Origin of the sequence: Leucobacter luti, assembly GCF_019464495.1 — a bacterium.
In the GTDB taxonomy this organism is placed as follows: domain Bacteria; phylum Actinomycetota; class Actinomycetes; order Actinomycetales; family Microbacteriaceae; genus Leucobacter; species Leucobacter luti_A.
In genome coordinates, this window is record NZ_CP080492.1 from 3,341,804 (window position 1) to 3,363,655 (window position 21,852).

A 21,852-nucleotide genomic window follows, 5' to 3' on the forward strand; every position below is an offset into this window, starting at 1 on the left:
GCAAGCACGATTTTTCGCGCAATAAATGTCTCGGTTCGGTAACGGAGATTGACGTGGGGCGCTCATGGGTATTCACTCTCCCCAACGACGAAACCCGGGTAACACGCTCGGCGTCACGATGAAGTGGTGAGGTGGGTGCGCTATGGCTGGTCGCGTTGACGTCGCTCGCCTCGCCGGTGTGAGCCCAGCCGTGGTGTCCTATGTGCTCAACGGTTCGCACCCGGTGGCAGCCGGAACCCGTGAACGCGTCGTTGCGGCGATCGACGAGCTCGGGTACCGACCCAACGCGCTGGCCCGGAGCCTAGCGACGGCTCGCACACACACGCTTGGCCTGCTGCTCCCGGAGTCGGCGAACCCCTATTTTGCGAGGTTGTCCTCCGCGATTGAGGATGCGGCATTTGATGCAGGTTTCGCCGTGCTGCTCGGCAACGGGAGCGACAACGCAGCCCGCGAACTGGGCTATATTCGAGCGTTCCTCGATCGGCGTGTTGATGGCATCATCGCGGTACCCGGTGGGGAGTTTTTGGAAGGGTGGCGCGAGCTCGAATCAGCGCGGGTCCCCGCGGTGTCGCTTGACCGCCTGCAGCAGGGAATCAACCTCCCCTCAGTCGTGGTCGATAACACCGGCGGCGCGAGTGCGGCGACCGCACACCTCATCGACCACGGACGCACACGCATCGCGTGTATTACCGGCATCGCCGAGGTGTCGTCGGCGCAAGAGCGTATGCTCGGCTGGCGCGAGACACTTGTGGCGGCGGGCCTGCCTGCCGCAGAGCATCGGCTCGCGCGTGCTGACTTCAGTGTTGAAGCCGGGCACTCGGCCACGCTCGCGCTGCTAGCGCGTGATCCGGAGATCGACGCGATATTTGCAGGCTCCGATACGCAGGCAGTGGGGGTGCTCCGGGCACTTGCCGACCTGGGGCTTCGTGCTGGCCAAGACGTCGCAATCGTGAGTTTCGACGGCACGCCGCTCAGCGACTACACCACTCCGCGTCTCACTACGATGGCGCAGCCGTATGCGGAAATCGCCACCGAAGTGGTGCGCATGTTGCTGAATCTCATCGAGGATCCGCATCAGGAGCGCAGCGCACTGCACCGTGTGCTGCACACCACGCTGATCCCGCGCGATACCTGCGGCTGCGGCCCAGCGGCCAGCGCGCCGCAGCACGCGCCGCCTGCGTAGCGCTCACGCATCACCGAAACACACACGCAGTGAAGGAAATGGAACCGAAGGAGTTTCTATGAACAAGCACATCTATGGAGCCGTGGCGCTTGCCGCGGTCGCAGCGCTCGCGCTGAGCGGCTGCAGCGCGTCCGGGGGAAGCGACGCCGGGGGTGGCGGTGACAAGGAATCGTACGCGGTCGCCAACGTCGTCAACGGCAACCTGGGGGACCAGGGCTTCTTTGACGACTCCGAGACAGGCATGACCACTCTGAAGGAGCAGGGCGTCACCACGAAGACACTGCAGGCCGATGCGAACAACCAGTCGCAGTGGAAGGCCAACGTGGAATCCGTCTCCACCGGTAAGTACGACGTCGTTGTCGTGGGCACCTGGCAGATGAACGATATTCTCGCCGACGCGGCAAAGAAGTACCCGAAGCAGCACTATGTGATCTACGACTCCATGGTCGAGGGCGACAATATTGCGTCAATTCTGTACGCACAGAACGAGGGGTCATTCCTCGCAGGCGTGCTCGCTGCTACCACGGTGAAGAACCAGACCGGCCTCGCTGCAGGCGCCAAGAACGTCGGTGTGGTGGGCGGCCAGGACGCTGTACCGATCACCGAGTTCGTCGCTGGCTTCGAGGCTGGTGTCAAAGCGGTTGATCCGGAGATGGAAGTCCAGAAGGCGTTCGTCGGGGATTATGTGAACTCGACGAAGGCGTACGATCAGGCCACGGCGATGTACCAGAAGGGCGCTGGCGTGGTGTACACCGTTGCTGGCCAGGCTGGGCTTGGTGCGTTGAAGGCAGCGAAGGAGTCGAATAAGTTCGCGATCGGCGTCGATAGCAACCAGAACCAGATCCAGCCGGGCCACATTCTGGCCTCGATGCGTAAGTTCATCGGCAACTCGATCGTGACCGCGGTCGACGCCGACCAGAATGGCGAGCTGAAGTACGGCGAGACGGCAACCTACAACCTCGAAAACGATGGCGTTGGCCTTGATTTTGAGAACAATGATGACCTGGTGCCAGAGGACGTCATGAAGTCCGTTGAGGACTACAAGGCGAAGATCATCTCGGGCGAGATCACGGTCCCCACCGAGTAATCCGTCGTGCGTGGGGTGCGGCCGTTCGCCGGTCGCACCCCACCCCTGAGCTTTCAACTGGAAGGAAGCCGCTGTGTCAGAGCCGACACCGATTCTCGAGTTGCGCGGAATCACCAAGACCTTTGGCGACAAAGTCGCGAATGAGGACATCTCCCTCTCGTTCCTGCCCGGTCGCGTCCACGCCATCGTTGGCGAGAACGGTGCGGGCAAGACCACGCTCGTGAACATGATTTCGGGCAATCTGCAGCCCGACCTCGGCACCATCTTCTTCGAAGGTGCCGAAGCCACCGTTGAGAATCCGAACCGTGCGGACGAGCTGGGGATTGGCATGGTGCATCAGCACTTCAAGCTGGTTCCATCGCTCACCGTCGCGGCCAACATCTTCTTGGGCAAAGAGCTCACGACGGGCATGGGCCGCTTGGATCAGAAGGGCATGCAGTCCAAGGTGCGCGAGCTCGCCGAGCGCTTCGGCCTCGCGATCGATCCGGACGACAGAGTCGAAGACCTCTCGGTCGGGGAGCGACAGCGCGTTGAGATCCTGAAAGCGCTGTCCCACGATACCCGTCTCCTGATCCTCGACGAGCCGACCGCTGTGCTGACTCCGGCGGAGGCAGGCGAACTCTTCATCGTGGTGCGCCAGCTCGCGGAACGCGGCTGCGCCATCGTCTTCATTTCCCACAAACTCGGTGAGGTGCTTGCGATTGCCGACGACATCTCGGTGATTCGAGACGGCCGGGTGGTCGGTACACAGCCGGCCGCAGGGCTGACCCAGACCGACATCGCGACCATGATGGTCGGGCGTGACGTACTGCTGCGCATCAAGCACACCCCCGCTGATCCGCGCGATGAAGTGCTCAGCGTCGAGGATCTCAGCGCCGTTGACGCTCGCGGCATCATCGCCCTCAAGGGAGTCTCGCTCAGCATTCGGCGAGGCGAAGTTGTTGGCATCGCCGGAGTAGAGGGCAACGGTCAATCTGAACTCACCTCAGCCATCGCAGGAATGATCGATGTGCCGCGCGGCACGATCCGGATCTCGGGCACGGATGTGACTCGCGCAACTGTGGCCAAGCGTCGCGAAATTGGCCTCGCCTATGTGCCAGAGGATCGGCACGAAGAGGGCGCAGGCCCCGGCCTCTCCATCGCAGAGAACATTGCGGCCACGAAGCTGCGTGCCCCGCTGGTGCGATTTGGCTGGCTCTCGCTCGCGAAGATGCGGGAGCTCTCCCAGAAACTCATCGCCATGTTTGACGTGCGTGGTGCGACTCCGACGACGAAGATTGGCGAGCTCTCCGGCGGCAACATGCAGAAGGTGATCATCGCGCGCGAGTTCACCTCAGATCCCGAACTCCTCGTGATCTCACAGCCGACGCGAGGGGTCGACGTCGGCGCGATGGAGTTCGTGCACAACTCCATCGTCGCGGCGCGTGACCGTGGCGCTGGAGTATTGCTCGTTTCAGCCGACCTCGGCGAGGTGATGAGCCTTTCGGATCGCTTGCTCGTCATGTTCCGCGGCGAATTCATCGCAGAGTTCACGCAGGACAACATGAGCGAAACCGCGGTCGGGCTCGCGATGGCCGGCACTCGTCCGACGCCGGAGGCACTCGCGGAGGCCGTCGCGGAGCACGCGCGCGTCGCCGATGAGCTCGGACTCGACACCTCCGCGGTTTCGCTGGTGGATGCGTCTGCAGAGAGTGCGACGGTGACCGAGAGCGTGCGTGTCGCCGCTCCGGAATTCGACACTTCAGCGATCTCGATTCGAGACAGCAGGGAGCCGCGCGGGCAGTTCTTCGCGAGCTTTGCCAGCCGCGCATTCGAAAGCGCAAAACAGCCGGTGATCGCCGTGCTTGTGGCGCTCGTGATCGGCGTGTTCGTGATCCTCGCCATCGGGAAGAATCCCTTCGAGGCGTATGTCGCCCTCTTTACGTCCGGCTGGCGAGAGTCGTTTGGAATCTCGAACATCGTCGCCACATTCATCCCGCTCGCGGTAATCTCAGCGGCGACGATCGTCTCGTTCCGGGCTGGCTTCTTTAACATTGGTGCGGAGGGCCAACTGTACTTCGGCGCGTTCTTTGGCGCGATTGCCGGTGTCGCGAGTAACGGTCTGCCGCCGTTCACGGTGATGCTCATCGTCATGGTGGTGGGGTCACTCGCTGGGGCCGCATGGGGCCTGTTGCCAGGCTGGCTATTCGCATACTGGCGGGTCAACATCATCGTCACAACTCTGCTGCTCTCCGAGGTGGCCAAGCTGGTGACGCGCTACCTGGTGACGGGGCCGTTCAAGGACCCGACCGCTGGCTACGAAGCTTCCGAGAAGCTGCCGGAGGGAGTGCAATTCACCATGTTCAGTCCCGAGTACGGGATTGGGCCCGACCTGATCCTCGCGCTGCTGGCAGCTGTCGGCATCGCGCTGCTGCTCGGCAGGACGCGCTGGGGGCTCAAAGTGAAGCAGCTCGGAGAGATGAGCCGCTTCGCACAGTACACCGGCGTCTCGGTGAAGGCGATGTCGATTCAGGTCATGATGCTCTCGGGTGCAGTGGCAGGGTTCACGGGAGCACTCCTCGTGCTCGGCCCGAACGGTGATCGATTCATTCAGGCGTTCTCGCCCGGCTACGGCTTCCTCGCGATCACCGTCGCACTGCTGGCCCGGCTGAACCCGTGGGCGTCGCTCGTCGCGGCGCTGTTCTACGCCACGATGATGGCCGGGAGCACCGGGCTCCAGGAGATCGACGTGCCGTTCCCCGTTGTGAATGTGCTGCAGGGCATCATCATCATCGCGATCACCGCCACCTTCGTGTGGAACCGCAAGAAGAAGCGCGTCGCCGTCCCCGCGAGCGTAGTGACTGAAAGGGGCGCAGCCTGATGGATCCATTCGCGTTTAGCATGGCAATCCTTGCCGTCATCCTCCTCAAAGTCACGCCGATCCTGCTCGCGGCGATCGGCGGCTCGTTCACCCAAACAGGCAACGTGCTCAACATTGGTCTCGAGGGCATGATGCTCATGGGGGCGTTCGCCGCCGTCTCAGTCGGAGCGCTCACGAACGCATTTGTCGGCATCTTCGCCGCGCTTATCGCCGGGGTGGTTATGGCGGTGATTTTTGCGGTCGCCGCGCTCACGTTCAAAGCTGACGTGATCGTGGTCGGAATCGGTATCAATCTGCTCGCTGCTGGGCTCGCGGTGCTGCTGCTCACGGTGCTCTACGGCAACGCAGGAGCGACACCACCCGGAGTGCAAGCCAACCTGCCGCGCATCGATCTCGGCTTCATTGGAGACATTCCGATTCTCGGCACCCTGCTCAACAACCAGACCATCCTGGTCTGGGTCGCACTGCTTGCTGTGCCGGCGTACGCGTTCGTGCTGTATCGCACCAGATACGGGGTGCACCTGCGTGCGGTCGGGGAGGACGAGCCTGCTGCGCTCGCTGCAGGCATCAACGTGTTCCGGGTGAAGTTCATCTCCATCCTGCTCTCCGGGGCGTTCGCCGGTGTCGCCGGTGCGCAGCTCGCGATGGCAACTGTCGGCACCTTCACCTCGGGGATGACCGCGTCTCGTGGCTTCATCGCAGTCGCGGCGCTCACCTTCGGTCTCGCGCGACCGTACCGCACGATGATCGCATGTTTGATCTTCGGCATCGCGGAGGCGCTCGCGGACCAGCTCGGCCTGCTCGGGGTGAACTCGTCGCTCTCGCTCACGATGCCGTACATCATCACGATCGTGGCCCTCGTGTTCGCATCGGTGCGAGTGCGCGCCGCGCTGAAGGCCAGGACGAAAAAGGCGTTGCAGGCCGCCGATGCTGCAACTGCGGGCCCCGCCACTCCGGCAGCAGCGTAGGGGAGAGGGAACACCATGGAACGCATCATTCTCGATTGCGACCCGGGGCACGACGACGCGATCGCGATCCTGCTCGCGGCCGGAAGCGACGCGATCGAACTGCTTGGGATCACGACCGTCGCGGGCAACAACACGATTGACAACGTGACGACCAATGCCCAGGCCGTGTGCCAGGTCGCCGGCATCGAAGTGCCGATCGCCCGCGGTGCGAGCGAACCGCTCGTGACGCCGCAGATCGTCTCACACGATATTCATGGCGGCACTGGGATGGACGGACCGGTGCTGCCCGAGATCACCACCCAGCTTGATCCGCGGCACGCGGTCGATTTCATCATCGATACCGTGATGGCGGAACCTGCGCAGTCGGTCACAATCGTGCCTGTCGGGCCGTTCACCAACATTGCGCTTGCGATGCGCAAAGAACCCCGAATTGTTGAACGAGTGAAACGCGTCGTGGCGATGGGCGGCTCATACACGCGTGGAAACGTCACACCGAGTGCCGAGTACAACATCTACGTGGACCCTGAAGCTGCGGAGGCCGTGTTCCGCGGCGCATGGCCCGTCACCATGGTGGGACTCGACCTCACGCACCAAGCGCTCGCGACGCAGGAGCTCCAGGATCGTGTACGCCTGCTCGACAGTGACGTTGCCCGATTCGTACTCGATATCTGGGGCTTCATCGGCAAAACCTACGAAGACGTATTCGAGTTCCCTGCACCTCCCGTGCACGACGCGTGCTGTGTCGCGTACCTGATTGACCCCTCGGTGATGCGGGTAGAACCCGCGCATATCGCCGTGGAACTTCACGGTCAGTGGACCAAAGGTATGACGGTCGTGAACTTCCGTGAGCGCGCGGGGATGCACCACTCCACCGGAGTCGCGGCGCAACTGCAGGATCACCGCGGCCAGGTCGCCACCGAGCTCAACTGGCCCCGTTTCGCCGACCTCGTGGTCGATGCCATCGCCCAACTGTCCACGCGCACGGCGCCTGAGCACGACTGACATGCAGTGAGCGCGGCCAGCGCTGCCCAACGCGCACACCCCACGACGAACAGGAGAGAACCATGCCACGCCCCATCATCATCGACACCGACCCGGGCATTGACGACGCGCTCGCGATCATGCTCGCTGCGGCAAGCCCCGAAGTGGAGCTGCTCGGCATCGTCGCCGTCGCGGGCAATGTCGGGATCGAGTACACGGCACCGAACGCTGCGGCGCTCGCCGATCTGTTAGGGCTCGACTGCCCCGTCGGACGCGGATCCTCCAGCCCGCTGTGGCGCACCCCGGAGTATGCGCCACAGGTGCACGGCGAGAACGGCTTTGGGGGCTATTCGCTGCCGGCCTCGGAGCGGGCGCTGGAGCCTGGAGTGCCGCTCCTGGCGCGCCTGATCGAGTCGAGCGCAGATCCGGTCACGGTCGTGGCAATCGGGCCGCTCACGAATATTGCCCTGCTCATGGCGGAGTACCCCGAGACCGCACAGAAAGTCGAGCGCTTCGTGATCATGGGTGGTGGCACGTTGCGCGACACCGGGAACGCGACGCCGACGGCGGAGTTCAACATCGCATTCGACCCTGAGGCCGCGGTGCGGGTGTTCGGCTTCGGGGTGCCCATCACGATGGTCGGGCTCAACGCCACCCATCAGGCGCTCGTCGGAGCCCAGCACTTGCCCGATCTGATGGCCTCGGGTGGCCCCGCCGCGCAGATGGTCGCGCACCTGCTGGGCAGCTACAGTGACGACGCGAACGCTGACTCAGGGGATACTGGGATGGCACAGCACGACTCGCTTGCGCTCGCCGCAGTGCTGGATCCTGCGGTGATCGGCACCGAGCACTACCGCGTTGACGTCGAGAACACGGGGCGCCTCACCACCGGCATGACCGTGGTTGACTACCTTGGACGATGGGGCACGCCAAACTGCGACGTAGCCTTCGATGTCGACGTGCCGCGCTTCCGCGCGCTCCTAAATACCCGTCTTACCGCGCTCGATTCCCGACTGAAAGAGGCTCGCTCGTGACCACAAAGATGCTGCTCGACTGTGACACCGGCGTCGATGACACGATGGCGATCATGTACGCCGCGCTGCACCCTGACATCGACCTCCTCGGCATGACCACGGTATGGGGCAATGTTGACGTGCCGCTCGCGACCAGAAACACGCTGCGAGTGCTTGACCTGGTGGGACGCAACGATGTGCCCGTCGCTCAGGGGGCGGCCGGGCCGTTGACTGGCGGACACGCGGATTTCGCCTACGCCGTGCACGGCAGGGACGGGCAAGGGAATGCCGGTGACGACGTCCTGGTGCGCGCTGCCGAGTCGAAGACTGCGGTGCAGCACATCATTGATACCGTGCGCGCCCACCCCGGCGAGGTCTGGTTGGTGCCGGTCGGCCCGCTCACGAACATCGCCGCGGCGCTCGCGGTCGATCCCGAGCTGCCGAGCCTGGTTGCAGGGGTGTCACTCATGGGTGGCGCAACGATGGCACCGGGCAACGTGTCCGCCGTCGCGGAAGCCAACATCTGGCACGATGCCGAGGCGGCTGCCGCGGTGTTCCGGGCGCCGTGGCCGATCATCATGGCCGGTCTCGATGTGACGATGCGCATCGTGATCACGCCAGAGCACCGTGAGCAACTCGCCGCTGGCGGCGACGCCGGTCGGTACATGGCACGGATCTTGCAGCACTACGGCGAGTTCTACCGCGACAACGCGTTTGGCACCTGGAGTTGCGCGATGCACGACACGATTGCGGTGGCGGCTGCTGCCGGGACGCTCGACGTGCGGCTTGCCCCGGTCGTGAATGTTGAGGTGGACTCGACCGGTGGTCCCGGCCACGGCCAAACCATCGCCGATCTGCGCGACATGTATCGGGGGTACCCTCCGCAAGAGGGCGCACACTGCACCGTGTTGCTCGACGTTGACGACGTGATCGCCGACGAGGTCGTTGCCCTGCTCGCAGCGGCGAAGTAGTGGTGATCGTGAAACGCGTCGTGGTGGTCGGCAGTGCCAACGCTGACCTCGTGGTTGAAGTTCCGCGCCGGCCGGGTGGTGGTGAGACGCTGATCGGCTCCGAGCTGCGGACTCTGCCCGGTGGAAAAGGCGCGAACCAGGCCGCCGCCGCGGCACGGGCCGGGGCCGACACGTCCTTCGTTGGCTGTGTTGGCAAAGATGGCAATGGCGCGTTTCTACGCGGGCAGCTCTTGGCTGCGGGGGTGGACGTCACCTCACTCGAGGAGGTTGACGCGGCAACGGGGACCGCCATCATTCTGCTCACGCCTGACGGGGAGAACTCGATTGTGGTTTCGCCTGGAGCCAACTCCGCGTTCGACAGAGCAGCAGCTGAGCGGCTCGCGCCGGTCTGGCGTTCGGCGGCAGTCGTGGTGCTGAGTCTTGAGATTCCGCACGAGACTGCCTTTCACGTTGCGGCCTCCGCAGCGGCCTCGGGATCACGGGTACTGCTCAATGCCGCGCCAGCGATCGCGGTCCGGCGCGAAGTGCTGCAGTGCTGCGATCCTCTCGTGGTGAACGAACACGAGGCGCGTGAAGTACTCGGAGCAGCTGAGAACGATCCCGATGCGAGCGACTATGCACGGCTTGCCAGACGTCTGCTGCTCGCGGGCGCGCGCTCAGTCGTGGTGACACTTGGCGCAGACGGCGCCATTGTTGCAGAGGGGCCAGCGGCCGCCCCTGAACTCGTAAGGGTTCCCGCATATCGGGTTGAAGCGGTCGATACGACGGGCGCGGGGGACGCATTTGTCGGTGCTGCCGCAGCCGAACTCGCTCGCGGATGTTCGCTCCTCGACGCAGTGCGATTCGCCACAGCCGTGTCTGCCGTCTCCGTCCAACGGGTGGGCGCGCAGTCCTCGTATGCCAGCCGAGCTGAGGTCGAAGCGTTCATCTCCGAGCACGCGAGTGTGTGACGCCGGCGGCGCTGTCACCGCTGCCGCAGTTTAGACGGGGTGGTCCTCGTTATAGCGGTCCACCACGTCTTCGATGGGACCATCGAGGACCAGGCGCCCGCCATTGAGGTAGAGACCGCGCGTACAGAAACGGCGCAGATCGCGCTCGTTGTGTGACACCAGGAACAGCGTCTTCCCCTCGGCGAGGAGTTCCTCAATCCGGCGGTAGCACTTTGCGCGGAATGACTTGTCACCAACTGCCAGCACCTCGTCGACGAGCAGGACCGGCTCGTCGAGCTGCGAGATCACGGAGAAGGCGACGCGCACCTTCATGCCGCTCGACAAGTGTTTGAATGGCGTATCGATGACATCGCCTGCGCCAGCGAAATCGATGATTGAGTCGAAGCGCGCTGTGATCTCCCGCTTACTGAGGCCGTGGAGGCCGGCGGTGAGATGGACGTTGTCGCGCACGGTGAGATCGCCCACGAAGCCCCCGGTGATCTCGATCAGCGGGGCGACACCGCCGTGCACCGTGACGTTGCCCTCATCGGGGAAGAGTACTCGGGCGACGAGCTTCAGCAGTGTTGACTTCCCCTGCCCGTTGCGGCCCACTACACCGATCGCCTCGCCCGCAGCCACTGTGAACGAGACGTCCCGCAGCGCCCAGAACTCACCGCGGCGGTTCCGGCGTGATTTGCCTGCGAACAGGTCCTTGAAACTGCGGCGCGAGCCGCGGTTGCGGCGGAACCGCACACCGAGTCCGTCCGCGGTGATGAGCGGCGAAACGGGGGCCGACTTGCTGACAGGTGAATTCGTCACGTCACAACTCCTTCAGAACGCCGCCGATGGTGCGTCGGAATACGACCGCGCCCACACCGAGGAATAGCACGGTCATCGCTGTCGAAGCGCCAACGAGCATCCAGTCGAGCTGATCTGGGAAGAACCCGGCTCGGAACAATGCGAAAATCCCCGAGAGCGGGTTGAGCCAGGCGAGCGGCTGCGCAAAGGCCGGCAGGTCTGCCGCGCCGTAAATGATGGGGGATGCGTAGAACGCCACACGAAGGATCAACTTGACTGCGCGCTCAAGATCGCGGAAGAACACGACGAGCGGTGCAACAATCAGGCCGATTCCCAGGGTCAGTGCCGCAAGCAGCACAACGGCCAGCGGGAAGTAGACGAGTTCCCAGCCGACTCGCGCGCCCGACGCGATTGCGAAGAGCACGAGCACAGGCAGGCTCAGGACGAATTCAATGCCTTTTGAGAAGACGATCCGGCCGACCCAGATCCAGTGCGGGAGCGCTACTGAACGAACGAGCTTGACGTCGCGCAGGAAGGCGCGCGTAGAGTCCGACACCGCGCCGTTGAACCACACCCAGGGCAGCAAGGCGGTCAGCAGGAAGACAATATAGGGGGACTCGCCGACGGAGCGCGTGAACACCTGCGTGAAAATGAACCAGTAAATCAGGCTCATGAGGAGTGGATCGAGGATCGACCACAGGTAGCCCAACAGTGAGGTGGAATACCGCACCTTCAGGTCTCTGCGGGTGAGAAGCCACAGCGAGGACCATGCGTTTGAGCGCGTTGATCTGGGAACAAATGTCACACAGCTATTCTGCCGGTTTCTGGGTTTCTCGGCGCGCACACGCCCAAGCTCAAAGTATTTGATAAATTGGTGGACGTGCCGTCCGTAACCCCCTCAGCCGTGCCCGCTTCCGAGCCAGAAGAGAGCTCGACGTCGAGCGTCCCGGTTTTCGAGGGGGATCCCGCCGCACCAGGCGGTGCCCCCGCGTTCGCCCGAGTCGCGCGGCCGGTGCTCCAGTGCCGCCGCGAGTTCCTCAGGCAGCGCCAGCTGCGCAGCCCGTCCCTGCAGAGCAGCGAGCGGCCGAGCCTCCCGCCGCCGTGCCTGCAGACGCCCAGCCCGCTGCTGTGCCTGCAGCGCCGGAGCCAGCGGCTGCTGTTCCGGAGCCCGCTGCGCCTGCGGCTGCGGCGACCCGGCCTGCTGCGCCGGAGCCTGCGGCTGCTGTTCCAGCTGCGGCTCCAGCGCCGGCCGAAGTTCCCGCTTCCGCTCCCGCCGCGGCTGCTCCGAGTCAAGCGGAGTCCGCACCTCGCACTGGTCGGATTCAGGTGCCGGTGCCGTCGGTCGTCCGTGCTCGTGAGCGTGGCCGAATTGCGGAGCAGAACCCTGTGGTGCTGCGAACCGAGATGCTCACGAAGACCTACGGCTCGCTGATTGCGGCCAACGAGGTCTCGATCGACGTGCACGCGGGATCTTTCACCGGCATTGTCGGCCCGAACGGGGCAGGTAAGACAACGACGCTTTCGATGATCAGTGGTCTCCTGCGCCCCACCTCCGGCAGAGTGACGGTCAGCGGTGTTGACGTGTGGACGGATGGGCCAGCGGCGAAGCGTTTGATCGGCTCTCTGCCAGACCGGCTGCGATTGTTTGATCGGCTCACCGGTGCCCAGCTGCTGTACTACTCCGGTGTGCTCCACGGCGTGGAGCAGGCAGCGGTGGCCCAGCGTTCTTCGGAGCTCGCCGTCGCCTTCGGGCTGGAGTCGGCCCTCGGGCGCCTCGTATCTGACTACTCTGCCGGGATGCAAAAGAAGATCGCACTCGCGTGCGCCATGATCCATGCACCTGAAGTGCTGGTGCTCGATGAGCCGTTTGAGACCATCGACCCGGTGTCGGCGTCCAATGTGACTGAGATTCTCGAAAAGTATGTCTCCGGTGGGGGGAGTGTGGTGATGTCGAGCCACAGCCTCGACCTGATTCAGCGCGTCTGCGACCACGTCTCGATCATCGTTGACGGCAGCGTCATCGCCCAGGGCACCGTTGACGCGGTGCGCGACGGCCTGAGCCTGGAGGAGCGCTTCACGAAGCTCACGGGCATGAGCGACACACAGAAGGGCCTGGAATGGTTGCACGGCTCCTCCGACTCCGTCTAGCACTGCTGGGCGGCGCGTTCCGGGGGTCGTTCGGCAGGGGCCTGCGCACGGCGCTCCTGTTCGTCCTGCTCGCCGCCGCCGCAGTGTTCGCCGCCGCGCTTCCCGCGTGGCTCGTCACCGCTCCCGCTGAGCGCGCGATTGTCGACAGTATTCTCGGGGCAATCATTCTCGGGGCGGTCTTCTTCGTGCCGCTGTTTGCGAACCGTGGCCACCTGGAACCGCGCCAGTTTGCACTCTTCCCGGCCCGGCCCGGCTCAATTGCTGTGTCGTTACTCGTGACGACCATCGTGAGCTGGCCGTTCTTGCTGCTCCTCATTTGGCTCGGTGCACTTGGCGTGCTCCGGCCTGAGTGGAGAGATCCCTCCTGGCTCATGCCCGTCACGCTGATCCTGACTGCGGTCTTTGCGGTCTGTAGCGCGCGAGTCACGTCTGCGCTGTCCCGGGTGCTCGTGGGGGAGCGATATGAGGGGCTCATGCGTACGATCGGTGCGGTGTTGCTCGTGGCGGCCCTGCCGCTCGTGGTGTTCGCGGTCTCCGCGATCGCCGGCAGCGGCGGGGTGACCGCGGCGCAGGACTTCGTGGATGTGATCTCGTGGACGCCGTTTGGGGCTCCGTTTGCGGCGCTGACCGCTTCGGATCCCGCTGTTGCAATGCTGCGCTTGGGCGTGCTCGCTGGCAGCATTCTTGTGCTCCTCCTGCTGTGGTTCGCGATCGTCGGTGTCTCGCTGCGCCGCGTTGAGCGGCCGGCTGATCCAGGTGTCGCGCGGAGCGGCCTCGGGTGGTTCGAACGCTTCCCGGCGCACCCGGCCCCCGCAATTGCTGCTCGCTTGTTGACCTATTGGTCGCGAGATCCGCGCTACCGGGTTGCCCTGTTCGCCATTCCGATCGCTCCAATCGTGATGCTCATCGCATTCTGGGTCGCGGGCGCCCCGCTCGGCCCGCTCGCACTCGTGCCGCTACCGGTCATTCTGCTGTTGCTTGGTTGGTCGCAGCACAACGACGTGGCGATGGACTCCACCGCGATCTGGGAGCATGTTGCGAGCGGAACTCGCGGCGCGGCTGATCGTGCCGGACGACTCGCTCCAGTTCTGCTTCTTGGCGTACCACTGGCGTTGATCGGCTCGACCGTGACCGTGACCGTGTTTGGCGATTGGCGCGTCCTGCCCGCCGTTATCGGCATGAATCTCGGCGTGCTGTACGTTGCGAGCGCGGTGGCGAGCGTGTTCTCCGTGCTGATGCCGTACCCGGCGACGCGTCCCGGAGATAGCCCGTTTGTGCAACCGCAATGGTCGGGATCCGGATCTGGCCTCGCGCAGACCCTTTCGATGATCACGACGCTGGTGCTCGCAGTGCCACCGGTATGGTTCTCCATCGCCGCGATCGTTGACGTCGAGTTCTCCGGAAACCTCTGGGCGCTGCTGTTCGGTCTCGGATACGGTGCACTCGCGTTGTTGCTCGGCGTGCTCATCGGCGGCCGGATCTTCGACCGCTCGGGTCCCGAGCTCATTGGTGTCACTCAGGTCTACGACTAGAGTGCGTCTGGCCGGATCGCCGGATCGGGTTTAGAATCGGGGTATGGGATTCTTTACGCGTAGTGATTCGGATGGTTCGGGTAGCCCCGCTGGGGGCACCGATGTGCTGGACCGCGAGCTTGAGAAGCTGCTTGAGGACGCGCAGATCGAGGACGGCGACCACGAGCGGTTCTCGCACTATGTGCCCAAGGACAAGATCATGGAGTCCGCGCTGAGCGGGAAGCCTGTGCGTGCGCTCTGCGGCAAGAAGTGGACTCCATCGCGTGACCCGGAGAAGTTCCCGGTCTGCCCCGACTGCAAGAGCGTCTACGAGCGCATGAAGAAGTAGCACGCACTGTTCTCACTTCAGCCTGGCGGTTGCCCGCCAGGCTGAACTGTTGGTGCGGAGTTACTCCGCGGAACGGTACTCGGTGGGAATCGCCGGGTCGCCACGGGTCAGGCTCATCGCCACGGGCGGGAGTTCGCGTACGCGGAGCTGATGGCGTTCACGTGCGGCCGCAATCCCTGCCGTACCCGTGTGGCCAGGCTGCACACTGCCATCCAGGATCAGTGGCACCAGCACTTCGCGGCCCAGGGCTTCTTCCCCCTCGGTCGTCCCGCCAGGACCGTCGCCGAGGAAAATGAGTTCCGCGTTGGCGATGCCTCGGGCGTTGTGGCGGCGGCGCACGCTCTTGCGGCCACCTACAGATGCCTTGTCAGCCGACTTCTTCGCGACAGCCACCCAGTTGCCCGCGTCGTCCTCGTGCGCGACGAGCTTGTACACCATGCCCATGGTGGGGGTGCCTGATCCAACGACGACAGACGTGCCAACACCGAAGCTGTCGACAGGCGAGGACGCCAGCGCCGCGACGGTGTACTCGTCGAGGTCATTGGTGACGGTAATGCGTGTGCGTGTAGCGCCGAGCTCATCGAGCAGTTCGCGCACTCGTGCAACGACGACCGGGAGATCACCGGAGTCGATGCGGACCGCACCGAGCTCAGTGCCCGCGACCTCTACGGCGGTGCGGACGCCCTGCTCGATGTCGAATGTGTCGACAAGGAGCGTGGTGTCGGCGCCGAGGGCGGCGACCTGAGCCTCGAACGCCTCACGCTCGCTGTCGTGGAGCAGGGTGAAGCTGTGAGCCGCGGTGCCCATGGTGGGGATCCCGTGGCTGCGGCCAGCCTCAAGGTTGGAAGTGGCGCTGAACCCCGCGATGTAGGCGGCTCGTGCCGCGGCAACTGCGCTGTATTCGCCGGTGCGGCGCGAGCCCATCTCCGCGAGCGGCTTGCCGTTTGCGGCATGGGTCATGCGTGAGGCCGCCGTGGCGACGGCGGAATCTGCGTTCAGGATGCTGAGTGCAAGTGTCTCAAGGAGTACCCCCTCGGCGAAGGTCGCCTCAACAGTGATGAGTGGTGACCCGGGAAAGAAGACTTCGCCCTCGGGGTAGCCCCAGATGTTCCCGGCGAAGCGGTAGTTGGCGAGCCAGTCGAGCGTGGTGTCGGTGACCACGCGATTCGCGCGCAGAAATTCGAGCTCGGCGTCCTCGAAGCGGAATCGCTCAATTGCTTCGAGGAGGCGGCCGGTGCCGGCGACCACGCCGTACCGGCGTGCGCCGGAGAGCCGGCGTGCGAACAGCTCGAACACGCTCTGGCGGTGTGCGGTGCCCGCATGCAGCGCGGCATCCACCATCGTGAGTTCGTAGTGGTCGGTGAGCAGAGCTGTTGAGGTGTTCACGTCGCCAGCTTAGTGCGTGATCAGGCTGTGCGTTCGGTCCACATTCCTCATGCTGATGGCTGCTCCCACATGAGGTGAGCGGTGAGCGAAGCGCGGACTTGCGCGAAGAGCGCGGAGTTATATACTTGTCCGGACAACCGGATAACTTTCGGGACGGGAGCAAAGATGCGATTCGACCTCGACACCTCGCGTGGCGTGCAACCGCTGTACATGCAGCTGGCAAACGCACTCGACGCGTACATCACCGACGAGCAACTTGAGCCGGGGACACAGCTCCCGAGCGAGCCAACGCTTGCGGCTGAGAACAACCTTTCGCGGTCCACCATTCTCAAAGCCTTCGAGCTGCTGATCGACCGCGGCCTGATCTCCAGGCGCCGCGGCAAAGGCACCTTTGTCCGTTCACGCCCGATGGAGCGTAAGCTGCCCGAGCTCACGAGCTTCAGCGAGCACGTGGATAGTCTTGGCCTTCGGCCCGGCAGCATTCTGTTGGACTACGCAGAGTTCGCGCCTGGCGCTGCTGGGCGGCCAGGGTCCCCGTTCCCCGACGATGTCGGCATTGTGGTACTTGAGCGTCTGCGCAGCGTCGGAGGCACGCCGGTTGGCCTGCAGCGCCTGATCGTTCCCGACTACGTCGCGCACCGTGTCGGCCTCGACGAGCGCGCGGCAGCACAGCCCGGGTTCTCGTTCTACGGTGCCCTCCGAGACGCCGGGCTCAGCCTTGCCGAGGGCGAAGAAGCACTGCGCGCGATCAACGCCACACCCGAGGAGTCTGAACACCTCGGCGTGGATCCCGGAGCTGCGTTGATCGAGGTCGACCGGCTCTCGCATGACCCTTCAGGGCAGCTCATCGAGCATGTCCGCGCCCGCTACCTGGGCACTCACTACCTCTACCGCGTAACGCTCACCAATCAATCCAACGGAGGATCACATGAATCGGACCCGCGCACTACTCATCGTTCCGGCGGCGGCTACACTCCTCGCGCTCACGGCGTGTTCAGCAGCGACGCCTAGCTCCGGCGACGGAGCAGGAACCGGCGAGCGTGCAGCGCTCGTCATCGCACAGGGCGGCCTGGGAGATCAGTCCTACAACGACCTCGCGAACCGCGGCTTCGAATCCGCGCTCGCTGAGACCGGCATGGAGGGCAACACGATTGAGTCCGACGACGTCGTCGGCCAGGGCGAGCAACTGCTTCGTCGCGCCGGGCAATCGGGCGTCAACCTCATCGTTGACCTCGAGTTCTCGCACAACGAGATCATCGGCAAAGTTGCGCAGGACTTCCCTGACAACAGCTGGGTGATCTTCAACGCCGAGGCGGAGGGGGACAACGTTGCCTCGGTGCTGTTCCAGGAGCAGGAAGGCTCATACCTCGCCGGTGCACTTGCGGCGATGCAGACCACGAACACTGCTGACCCGAAGATCAACGCCGACAAGGTGATCGGCGTGATCGGTGGCACCGCAGGAGTCGGAATCGATAAGTTCCTTGTCGGGTTCATGCAGGGCGCGCAGGACATCGATTCCGACATCGAGGTCCTCACCGCCTACTCCAACGACTTCGCTGACCCGGCGAAGGGGCAGCAGCTCGCACAGTCGATGTTCGAGCGCGGCGCGGATATCGTCTACTCGGTCGCCGGTGGAACCGGGGCCGGCGTGATCCAGGCCGCTGAAGAGGCGAACCACTACGCGATCGGCGTTGACGACAACCAGGACGGATCCGCCCCGGGAACCGTGCTCACGAGCGTGCTGAAGCGCACCGACCTCGCTGTGGAGTCTGTCGTCACCGATTACGCAGCCGGGAATTTCCCCGGTGGCGAGACCGTCACCTTCGGCCTGAAAGAAGACGCCGTTGGCCTCACCGACTTTGAATTCACGAAGGACGCGATCGCACCGGAGACGCTGACGAAGCTCGACCAGCTGAAGCAGCAGATCATCGATGGCGACATCAAGGTCTGGAACGTCGTCTCCGACGGCTACCCGGACTTCTACCAGGGCAACTAGCCGGATACGCAGAGCAGGAAGAACCGCACGATGAACCAGCTTGCTGCGGCGGCGGGGGAGTTCCCCTCGCCGCCACGGATCGAGGCGCGCAGGATCGCCAGGTCGTTTGGGCCGGTGCGCGCGAACCGGGACGTGTCGCTCACGGCACACCGCGGTACCGTGCTCGCCGTCATCGGTGAGAACGGTGCCGGGAAGAGCACGCTGATGAAGATGCTCTGCGGGCTCGACCGGCCAGACTCAGGGGAAATCCTTGTCGACGGGGTTCCCGTGAGTTTCGGAAGTCCGCGTGACGCAATCAGGCACGGAATCGGACTCGTGCAACAGGAACTGGCCATCGTGCCAGAGCTCACGCTGCTCGAAAACCTCGTGCTCGGGCACGAGCCGCTGCGCGCGGGCAGCATTGATTGGGCTGCCGCGCGCCGCGAGGCAGCGGTGCTTGCGGACGCGGTAGGCGCTGAGATCGACTGGGATCTGCTCGCGGCGCACACGCCAATCGCGATCCAGCAGCAGGTTGAAATCCTGCGCCTCATCGGGCGCGGCGCTGACCTTCTGATTCTTGACGAGCCGACCGCCGTGCTTGCCCCTGCTCAGGCGATTCAGCTGCTCGACCTGCTCAGGCGGCTCGCCGACGACGGGAAGACCGTGATCTTCATCAGCCACAAGCTGGGCGAGGTGATGCGGGCGGCAGACGCCATCACCGTGCTGCGATCTGGAGTCACTGAGCCCCCGATCCAGCGCGCGGACGCGTCCGTTGAGCTGCTTGCGAGCCTCATCATGGGCGGCGACGAACAATTGCCACAGGAGCAATCTCGTGCTGGAGTGCCGGGCGACGTAGTGCTCGAGTGCCGGGGGCTTTCCGCCCGTGATGACCGCGGTGTCGCGCGCCTCGAAGACGTTGACCTGACGGTGCGCGCGGGTGAGATCCTCGGGATCGCCGCCGTGTCTGGCAACGGCCAGGACGAGCTTGCGGAGGCATTGATCGGACTGCGTCGGATCGAACACGGCTCAATCGTGCTGCGGGGCACCGAGCTCACGAAGCCATCTGTGCGTGCCAGGCGCGAGGCTGGCTTCGGCTATGTCAGCGCGGATCGCAAGCATGAGGGGCTTGCGCTGGAGCTCTCGATTGCCGAGAACTCCGTGGCGACACCCGGGCTCTCCCGGCTCGCGAAGTTCGGCTGGCTCGTCCCCGCTCGGGTGCGCCAGGCGGTCTCCGATGTACTCACGGCCGGAGCCGTGCGCTACGGCTCCGAAAAGGATGCGATCGCGAGCCTTTCTGGCGGCAATCAGCAGCGAGTCGTGATCGCGCGCGAGTTGCGTGAGCGGCCGAGCGTGCTGATTGCCAGCCAGCCCACCCGCGGAGTTGATATTCGCGGCATCGGCTTCATTCACGAACAGCTGCGCGCAGCCCGTGACGCTGGGAGCGCGGTCGTACTCTTCAGCGAGGAACTCGACGAAATCCAAGCCCTCGCCGACCGTGTGCTCGTGCTGCACCAGGGCCGAGTTGCCGGTGAACTCGGTCGCAATGCTGATCGCGTCGCCCTCGGCAAGCTCATGCTCGGCACTGCGGACGCGGCAGCGCACCCACAATCTTCATCTGAGGCTTCGGCCTCCGAATCGACGGGAGAGGTCCGATGACCTTCCAACAGGTGCCGGAAACAGGATCCCGCACCGCGTACGTCCCAGTGCCGGTGCGCCGCCGCGGGATCCCGTGGGCGCGCCTCGGAGCCTCAGTCTGGCGGATCGCCGTGCCAGTGGTGATTGCGCTCATCGTTGGCGCGCTCGCGCTTCTGGTCGGCGGCAAGAATCCGCTCGAAATCTACGGGATGCTCGTACGCGAGGCGTTTGGCGACGGAGCGCGGATCAACGCAACGCTTACTGCGGCGACGCCGCTCCTATTCACCGGCCTCGCTGCAGCCGTGGCGTTCCGAGCTGGCGTGTTCAACGTTGGCGTCGAGGGCAGCTTCGCCTTCGCGGGGCTCGCTGCGGCCGTGGTGGGTGCGAGCGTGGGGGGACTGCCCCCGATGCTTGCCGTGCTCGCGTGCCTCGTTGCAGGCGCGCTTGCCGGCATGCTCGTCTCCTTGGTTCCTGCCCTGCTGCGCACGTGGCTCGGGGTCGATGAGGTCGTATCGACGCTGATGTTCAACTTCATCGTGACCGGTGTGACCGCCTGGCTCGTGCAGTCGTTCTTTCTCGCTCCGGGACAGGCAAACTCCGCGACGGCATACGTTGCGGCGTCCGCAGAACTCCCCCCGCTCGCACCTCCCGGACAACTCAGCCTCGGCTTTGTCATCGCGATTTTGCTCGTGTTGGGATACGCGGTGTGGGCCAGGCGCAGCCGACTCGGATTCGAGTTCGACGCCGTGGGCAAGACCCCGCGATTCTCAATGGCGCAGGGACTGCGTGTGCGCACGGTGCTCATGACCGCCATGCTGGCATCTGGCGCAATCGGCGGCCTCGGCGGTGCCGTGCACGCCCTCGGCGTCGTGCACCGATTCTCGGTGGGATTCTCGGCGAGTTTTGGTTTCACCGGCATCGCGATTGCGCTCCTTGCGCGATTCAATCCGATTGGGATCGTGATCGGCGCCGTCGCCTTCGGCGCTTTGGCAGCCGCGGGCGCAACCGTGCAGCTGTTCGTGAACATCCCGATCCAGCTCATCGACATTTTGCAGGGCACCGTCATGATGCTCGCCGTCGCGCAGTTTGCGATCCCGCGCCTGCGGAGGCGAAAGCGTGACGCTGCCGGATCGGGGGATCTCGCGTGATCGACAGCATCATTAACTCAACGCTGCTGCTCGCAGTCCCGCTGGTCCTGGCTGCGCTCGGCGGTGCGATCCACCGCCGCGCCGGAGTCGTCAACATCGGCCTCGAAGGGCAGATGCTTGTCGGCGCCTTCTCCGGGATCATCGCGAGCACTGCGACAGGCAGCTGGCTTGTCGGGATCCTTGTCGGAGGGGTCGGCGGTGCCCTCGCCGGTCTCGTCATGAGCCTCGTGATCACGCGGCTTTCGGCCAACGAGATCATCGTCGGTCTCGGATTCAACATCGTGGCCCTCGGAATCGTAGGCTTCACCCTGCGCGCCGTCTACGGCGTCTCAGGCACGCTGCGGTTCCCCAATCAGCCGCGGCTCCCGCGGATCACGATTCCTGGTCTGGACGAGGTGCCGATCCTCGGTGCCATCTTCAGCGGGAAAGACGTGCTGTTCTGGTTTGCGGTGCTGCTGGTGCCGTTTCTCGCATGGGCGTTTGCGAATACTCGGTGGGGGATCCGGACGCGCGCAACCGGAGTGAGCGAGAGCGCTACGGCATCACTCGGCGTTCGCACGCTCGGCCTTCGAGACGCCGCTGGCACGATTGCCGGCATGCTCGCGGGGCTCGGCGGGGTGGCTCTCGCGCTCGGAGTGAGCGGACTGTTCAACGAGAACATGATCGCCGGACGCGGGTTCGTCGCGCTTGCAGCGTTCTACTTCGGACGCTCACGGCCACTGCCAACGGCACTCGCCTGTCTGCTGTTCTCTTTCTTTGACGCACTGCAGATTCGCCTTCAGACCAGCGGGGGCTTCCCCTCCGACCTTATTCAAACCCTGCCGTACATCGCTGTTGTTGCGGTGCTCGCCTGGGCCGGGTATACCGGCCTGCGCCGCCGTACCCGGATGACGGCCTAGCCAGCATGAAG

The 21,852-nt window shown here is 64.5% G+C and carries 19 protein-coding genes; 16 read left to right on the top strand and 3 right to left on the bottom strand.

From position 1 onward, the window contains the following. Positions 1 to 142: 142 nt before the first annotated feature. The 8 genes from K1X41_RS14960 to K1X41_RS14995 all read left to right on the top strand — a co-directional run bounded on the left by K1X41_RS14960 (position 143) and on the right by K1X41_RS14995 (position 10,013). The gene (locus tag K1X41_RS14960) at positions 143 to 1,183 is read left to right on the top strand and encodes a LacI family DNA-binding transcriptional regulator (protein ID WP_220174986.1); all 1,041 of its coding nucleotides are present in this window, start codon (positions 143 to 145) and stop codon (positions 1,181 to 1,183) included. A 58-nt stretch (positions 1,184 to 1,241) separates the two neighbouring features. Beyond that, a complete protein-coding gene (locus K1X41_RS14965; protein ID WP_132202730.1) occupies positions 1,242 to 2,270 on the top strand; it encodes a BMP family lipoprotein in 1,029 nt (342 codons plus the stop codon). Between the two features lie 73 nt (positions 2,271 to 2,343). Next, on the top strand, positions 2,344 to 5,130 hold the full coding sequence (locus K1X41_RS14970; RefSeq protein ID WP_220174987.1) for an ATP-binding cassette domain-containing protein: 2,787 nt from the start codon (positions 2,344 to 2,346) through the stop codon (positions 5,128 to 5,130). Then, positions 5,130 to 6,098, top strand: a complete 969-nt coding sequence (locus K1X41_RS14975; protein ID WP_133616907.1) for an ABC transporter permease — start codon at positions 5,130 to 5,132, stop codon at positions 6,096 to 6,098. Before K1X41_RS14970 ends, K1X41_RS14975 begins: the two co-directional genes overlap by 1 nt. Positions 6,099 to 6,113: 15 nt before the next feature. Further along, positions 6,114 to 7,100, top strand: coding sequence for a nucleoside hydrolase (locus tag K1X41_RS14980; RefSeq protein ID WP_220174988.1), 987 nt, complete (start codon positions 6,114 to 6,116; stop codon positions 7,098 to 7,100). Between the two features lie 62 nt (positions 7,101 to 7,162). After that, entirely contained in the window at positions 7,163 to 8,113 is a 951-nt protein-coding gene (locus K1X41_RS14985) for a nucleoside hydrolase (protein WP_220174989.1), read from the top strand. Then, positions 8,110 to 9,063, top strand: a complete 954-nt coding sequence (locus K1X41_RS14990; protein WP_220174990.1) for a nucleoside hydrolase — start codon at positions 8,110 to 8,112, stop codon at positions 9,061 to 9,063. Before K1X41_RS14985 ends, K1X41_RS14990 begins: the two co-directional genes overlap by 4 nt. Before the next feature lie 8 nt (positions 9,064 to 9,071). Beyond that, positions 9,072 to 10,013 carry a ribokinase gene (locus tag K1X41_RS14995; protein WP_220174991.1) on the top strand — a complete coding sequence of 314 codons (942 nt, stop codon included), beginning with the start codon at positions 9,072 to 9,074 and terminating at the stop codon, positions 10,011 to 10,013. A gap of 30 nt (positions 10,014 to 10,043) precedes the next feature. Here the strand turns inward: K1X41_RS14995 and K1X41_RS15000 are convergent, their stop codons facing one another. Next, positions 10,044 to 10,811: an ABC transporter ATP-binding protein gene (locus tag K1X41_RS15000; protein WP_132202742.1), complete on the bottom strand. Its 768-nt coding sequence runs from the start codon at positions 10,809 to 10,811 to the stop codon at positions 10,044 to 10,046. Between the two features lies 1 nt (position 10,812). Beyond that, positions 10,813 to 11,595: an ABC transporter permease gene (locus K1X41_RS15005; protein WP_132202744.1), complete on the bottom strand. Its 783-nt coding sequence runs from the start codon at positions 11,593 to 11,595 to the stop codon at positions 10,813 to 10,815. Between the two features lie 296 nt (positions 11,596 to 11,891). Here K1X41_RS15005 and K1X41_RS15010 point away from each other — a divergent pair, with 296 nt between their 5' ends. The 3 genes from K1X41_RS15010 to K1X41_RS15020 are packed head-to-tail and all read left to right on the top strand — an operon-like array spanning position 11,892 to position 14,798. Next, on the top strand, positions 11,892 to 12,938 hold the full coding sequence (locus K1X41_RS15010) for an ABC transporter ATP-binding protein (RefSeq protein WP_258566580.1): 1,047 nt from the start codon (positions 11,892 to 11,894) through the stop codon (positions 12,936 to 12,938). Then, a complete protein-coding gene (locus tag K1X41_RS15015) occupies positions 12,908 to 14,470 on the top strand; it encodes a hypothetical protein (RefSeq protein WP_220174992.1) in 1,563 nt (520 codons plus the stop codon). The genes K1X41_RS15010 and K1X41_RS15015 overlap by 31 nt, the downstream gene beginning before the upstream one ends. Positions 14,471 to 14,513: 43 nt before the next feature. After that, entirely contained in the window at positions 14,514 to 14,798 is a 285-nt protein-coding gene (locus K1X41_RS15020; protein WP_132202748.1) for a DUF3039 domain-containing protein, read from the top strand. Between the two features lie 60 nt (positions 14,799 to 14,858). Here K1X41_RS15020 and K1X41_RS15025 read toward each other — a convergent pair whose 3' ends face one another. Next, the gene (locus K1X41_RS15025) at positions 14,859 to 16,184 is read right to left on the bottom strand and encodes a nicotinate phosphoribosyltransferase (protein ID WP_132202750.1); all 1,326 of its coding nucleotides are present in this window, start codon (positions 16,182 to 16,184) and stop codon (positions 14,859 to 14,861) included. Between the two features lie 165 nt (positions 16,185 to 16,349). Here K1X41_RS15025 and K1X41_RS15030 point away from each other — a divergent pair, with 165 nt between their 5' ends. From K1X41_RS15030 to K1X41_RS15050, 5 genes are read left to right on the top strand one after another with little or no spacing between them, the layout of a single operon-like run. Continuing rightward, the gene (locus tag K1X41_RS15030) at positions 16,350 to 17,195 is read left to right on the top strand and encodes a GntR family transcriptional regulator (protein ID WP_243642801.1); all 846 of its coding nucleotides are present in this window, start codon (positions 16,350 to 16,352) and stop codon (positions 17,193 to 17,195) included. Then, positions 17,113 to 18,180, top strand: a complete 1,068-nt coding sequence (locus K1X41_RS15035) for a BMP family lipoprotein (protein WP_220174993.1) — start codon at positions 17,113 to 17,115, stop codon at positions 18,178 to 18,180. The genes K1X41_RS15030 and K1X41_RS15035 overlap by 83 nt, the downstream gene beginning before the upstream one ends. A gap of 30 nt (positions 18,181 to 18,210) precedes the next feature. Beyond that, a complete protein-coding gene (locus tag K1X41_RS15040; RefSeq protein ID WP_220174994.1) occupies positions 18,211 to 19,815 on the top strand; it encodes an ABC transporter ATP-binding protein in 1,605 nt (534 codons plus the stop codon). Beyond that, entirely contained in the window at positions 19,812 to 20,942 is a 1,131-nt protein-coding gene (locus tag K1X41_RS15045; RefSeq protein ID WP_132202756.1) for an ABC transporter permease, read from the top strand. Before K1X41_RS15040 ends, K1X41_RS15045 begins: the two co-directional genes overlap by 4 nt. After that, the gene (locus K1X41_RS15050; protein WP_220174995.1) at positions 20,939 to 21,841 is read left to right on the top strand and encodes an ABC transporter permease; all 903 of its coding nucleotides are present in this window, start codon (positions 20,939 to 20,941) and stop codon (positions 21,839 to 21,841) included. The genes K1X41_RS15045 and K1X41_RS15050 overlap by 4 nt, the downstream gene beginning before the upstream one ends. Positions 21,842 to 21,852 lie beyond the last annotated feature (11 nt).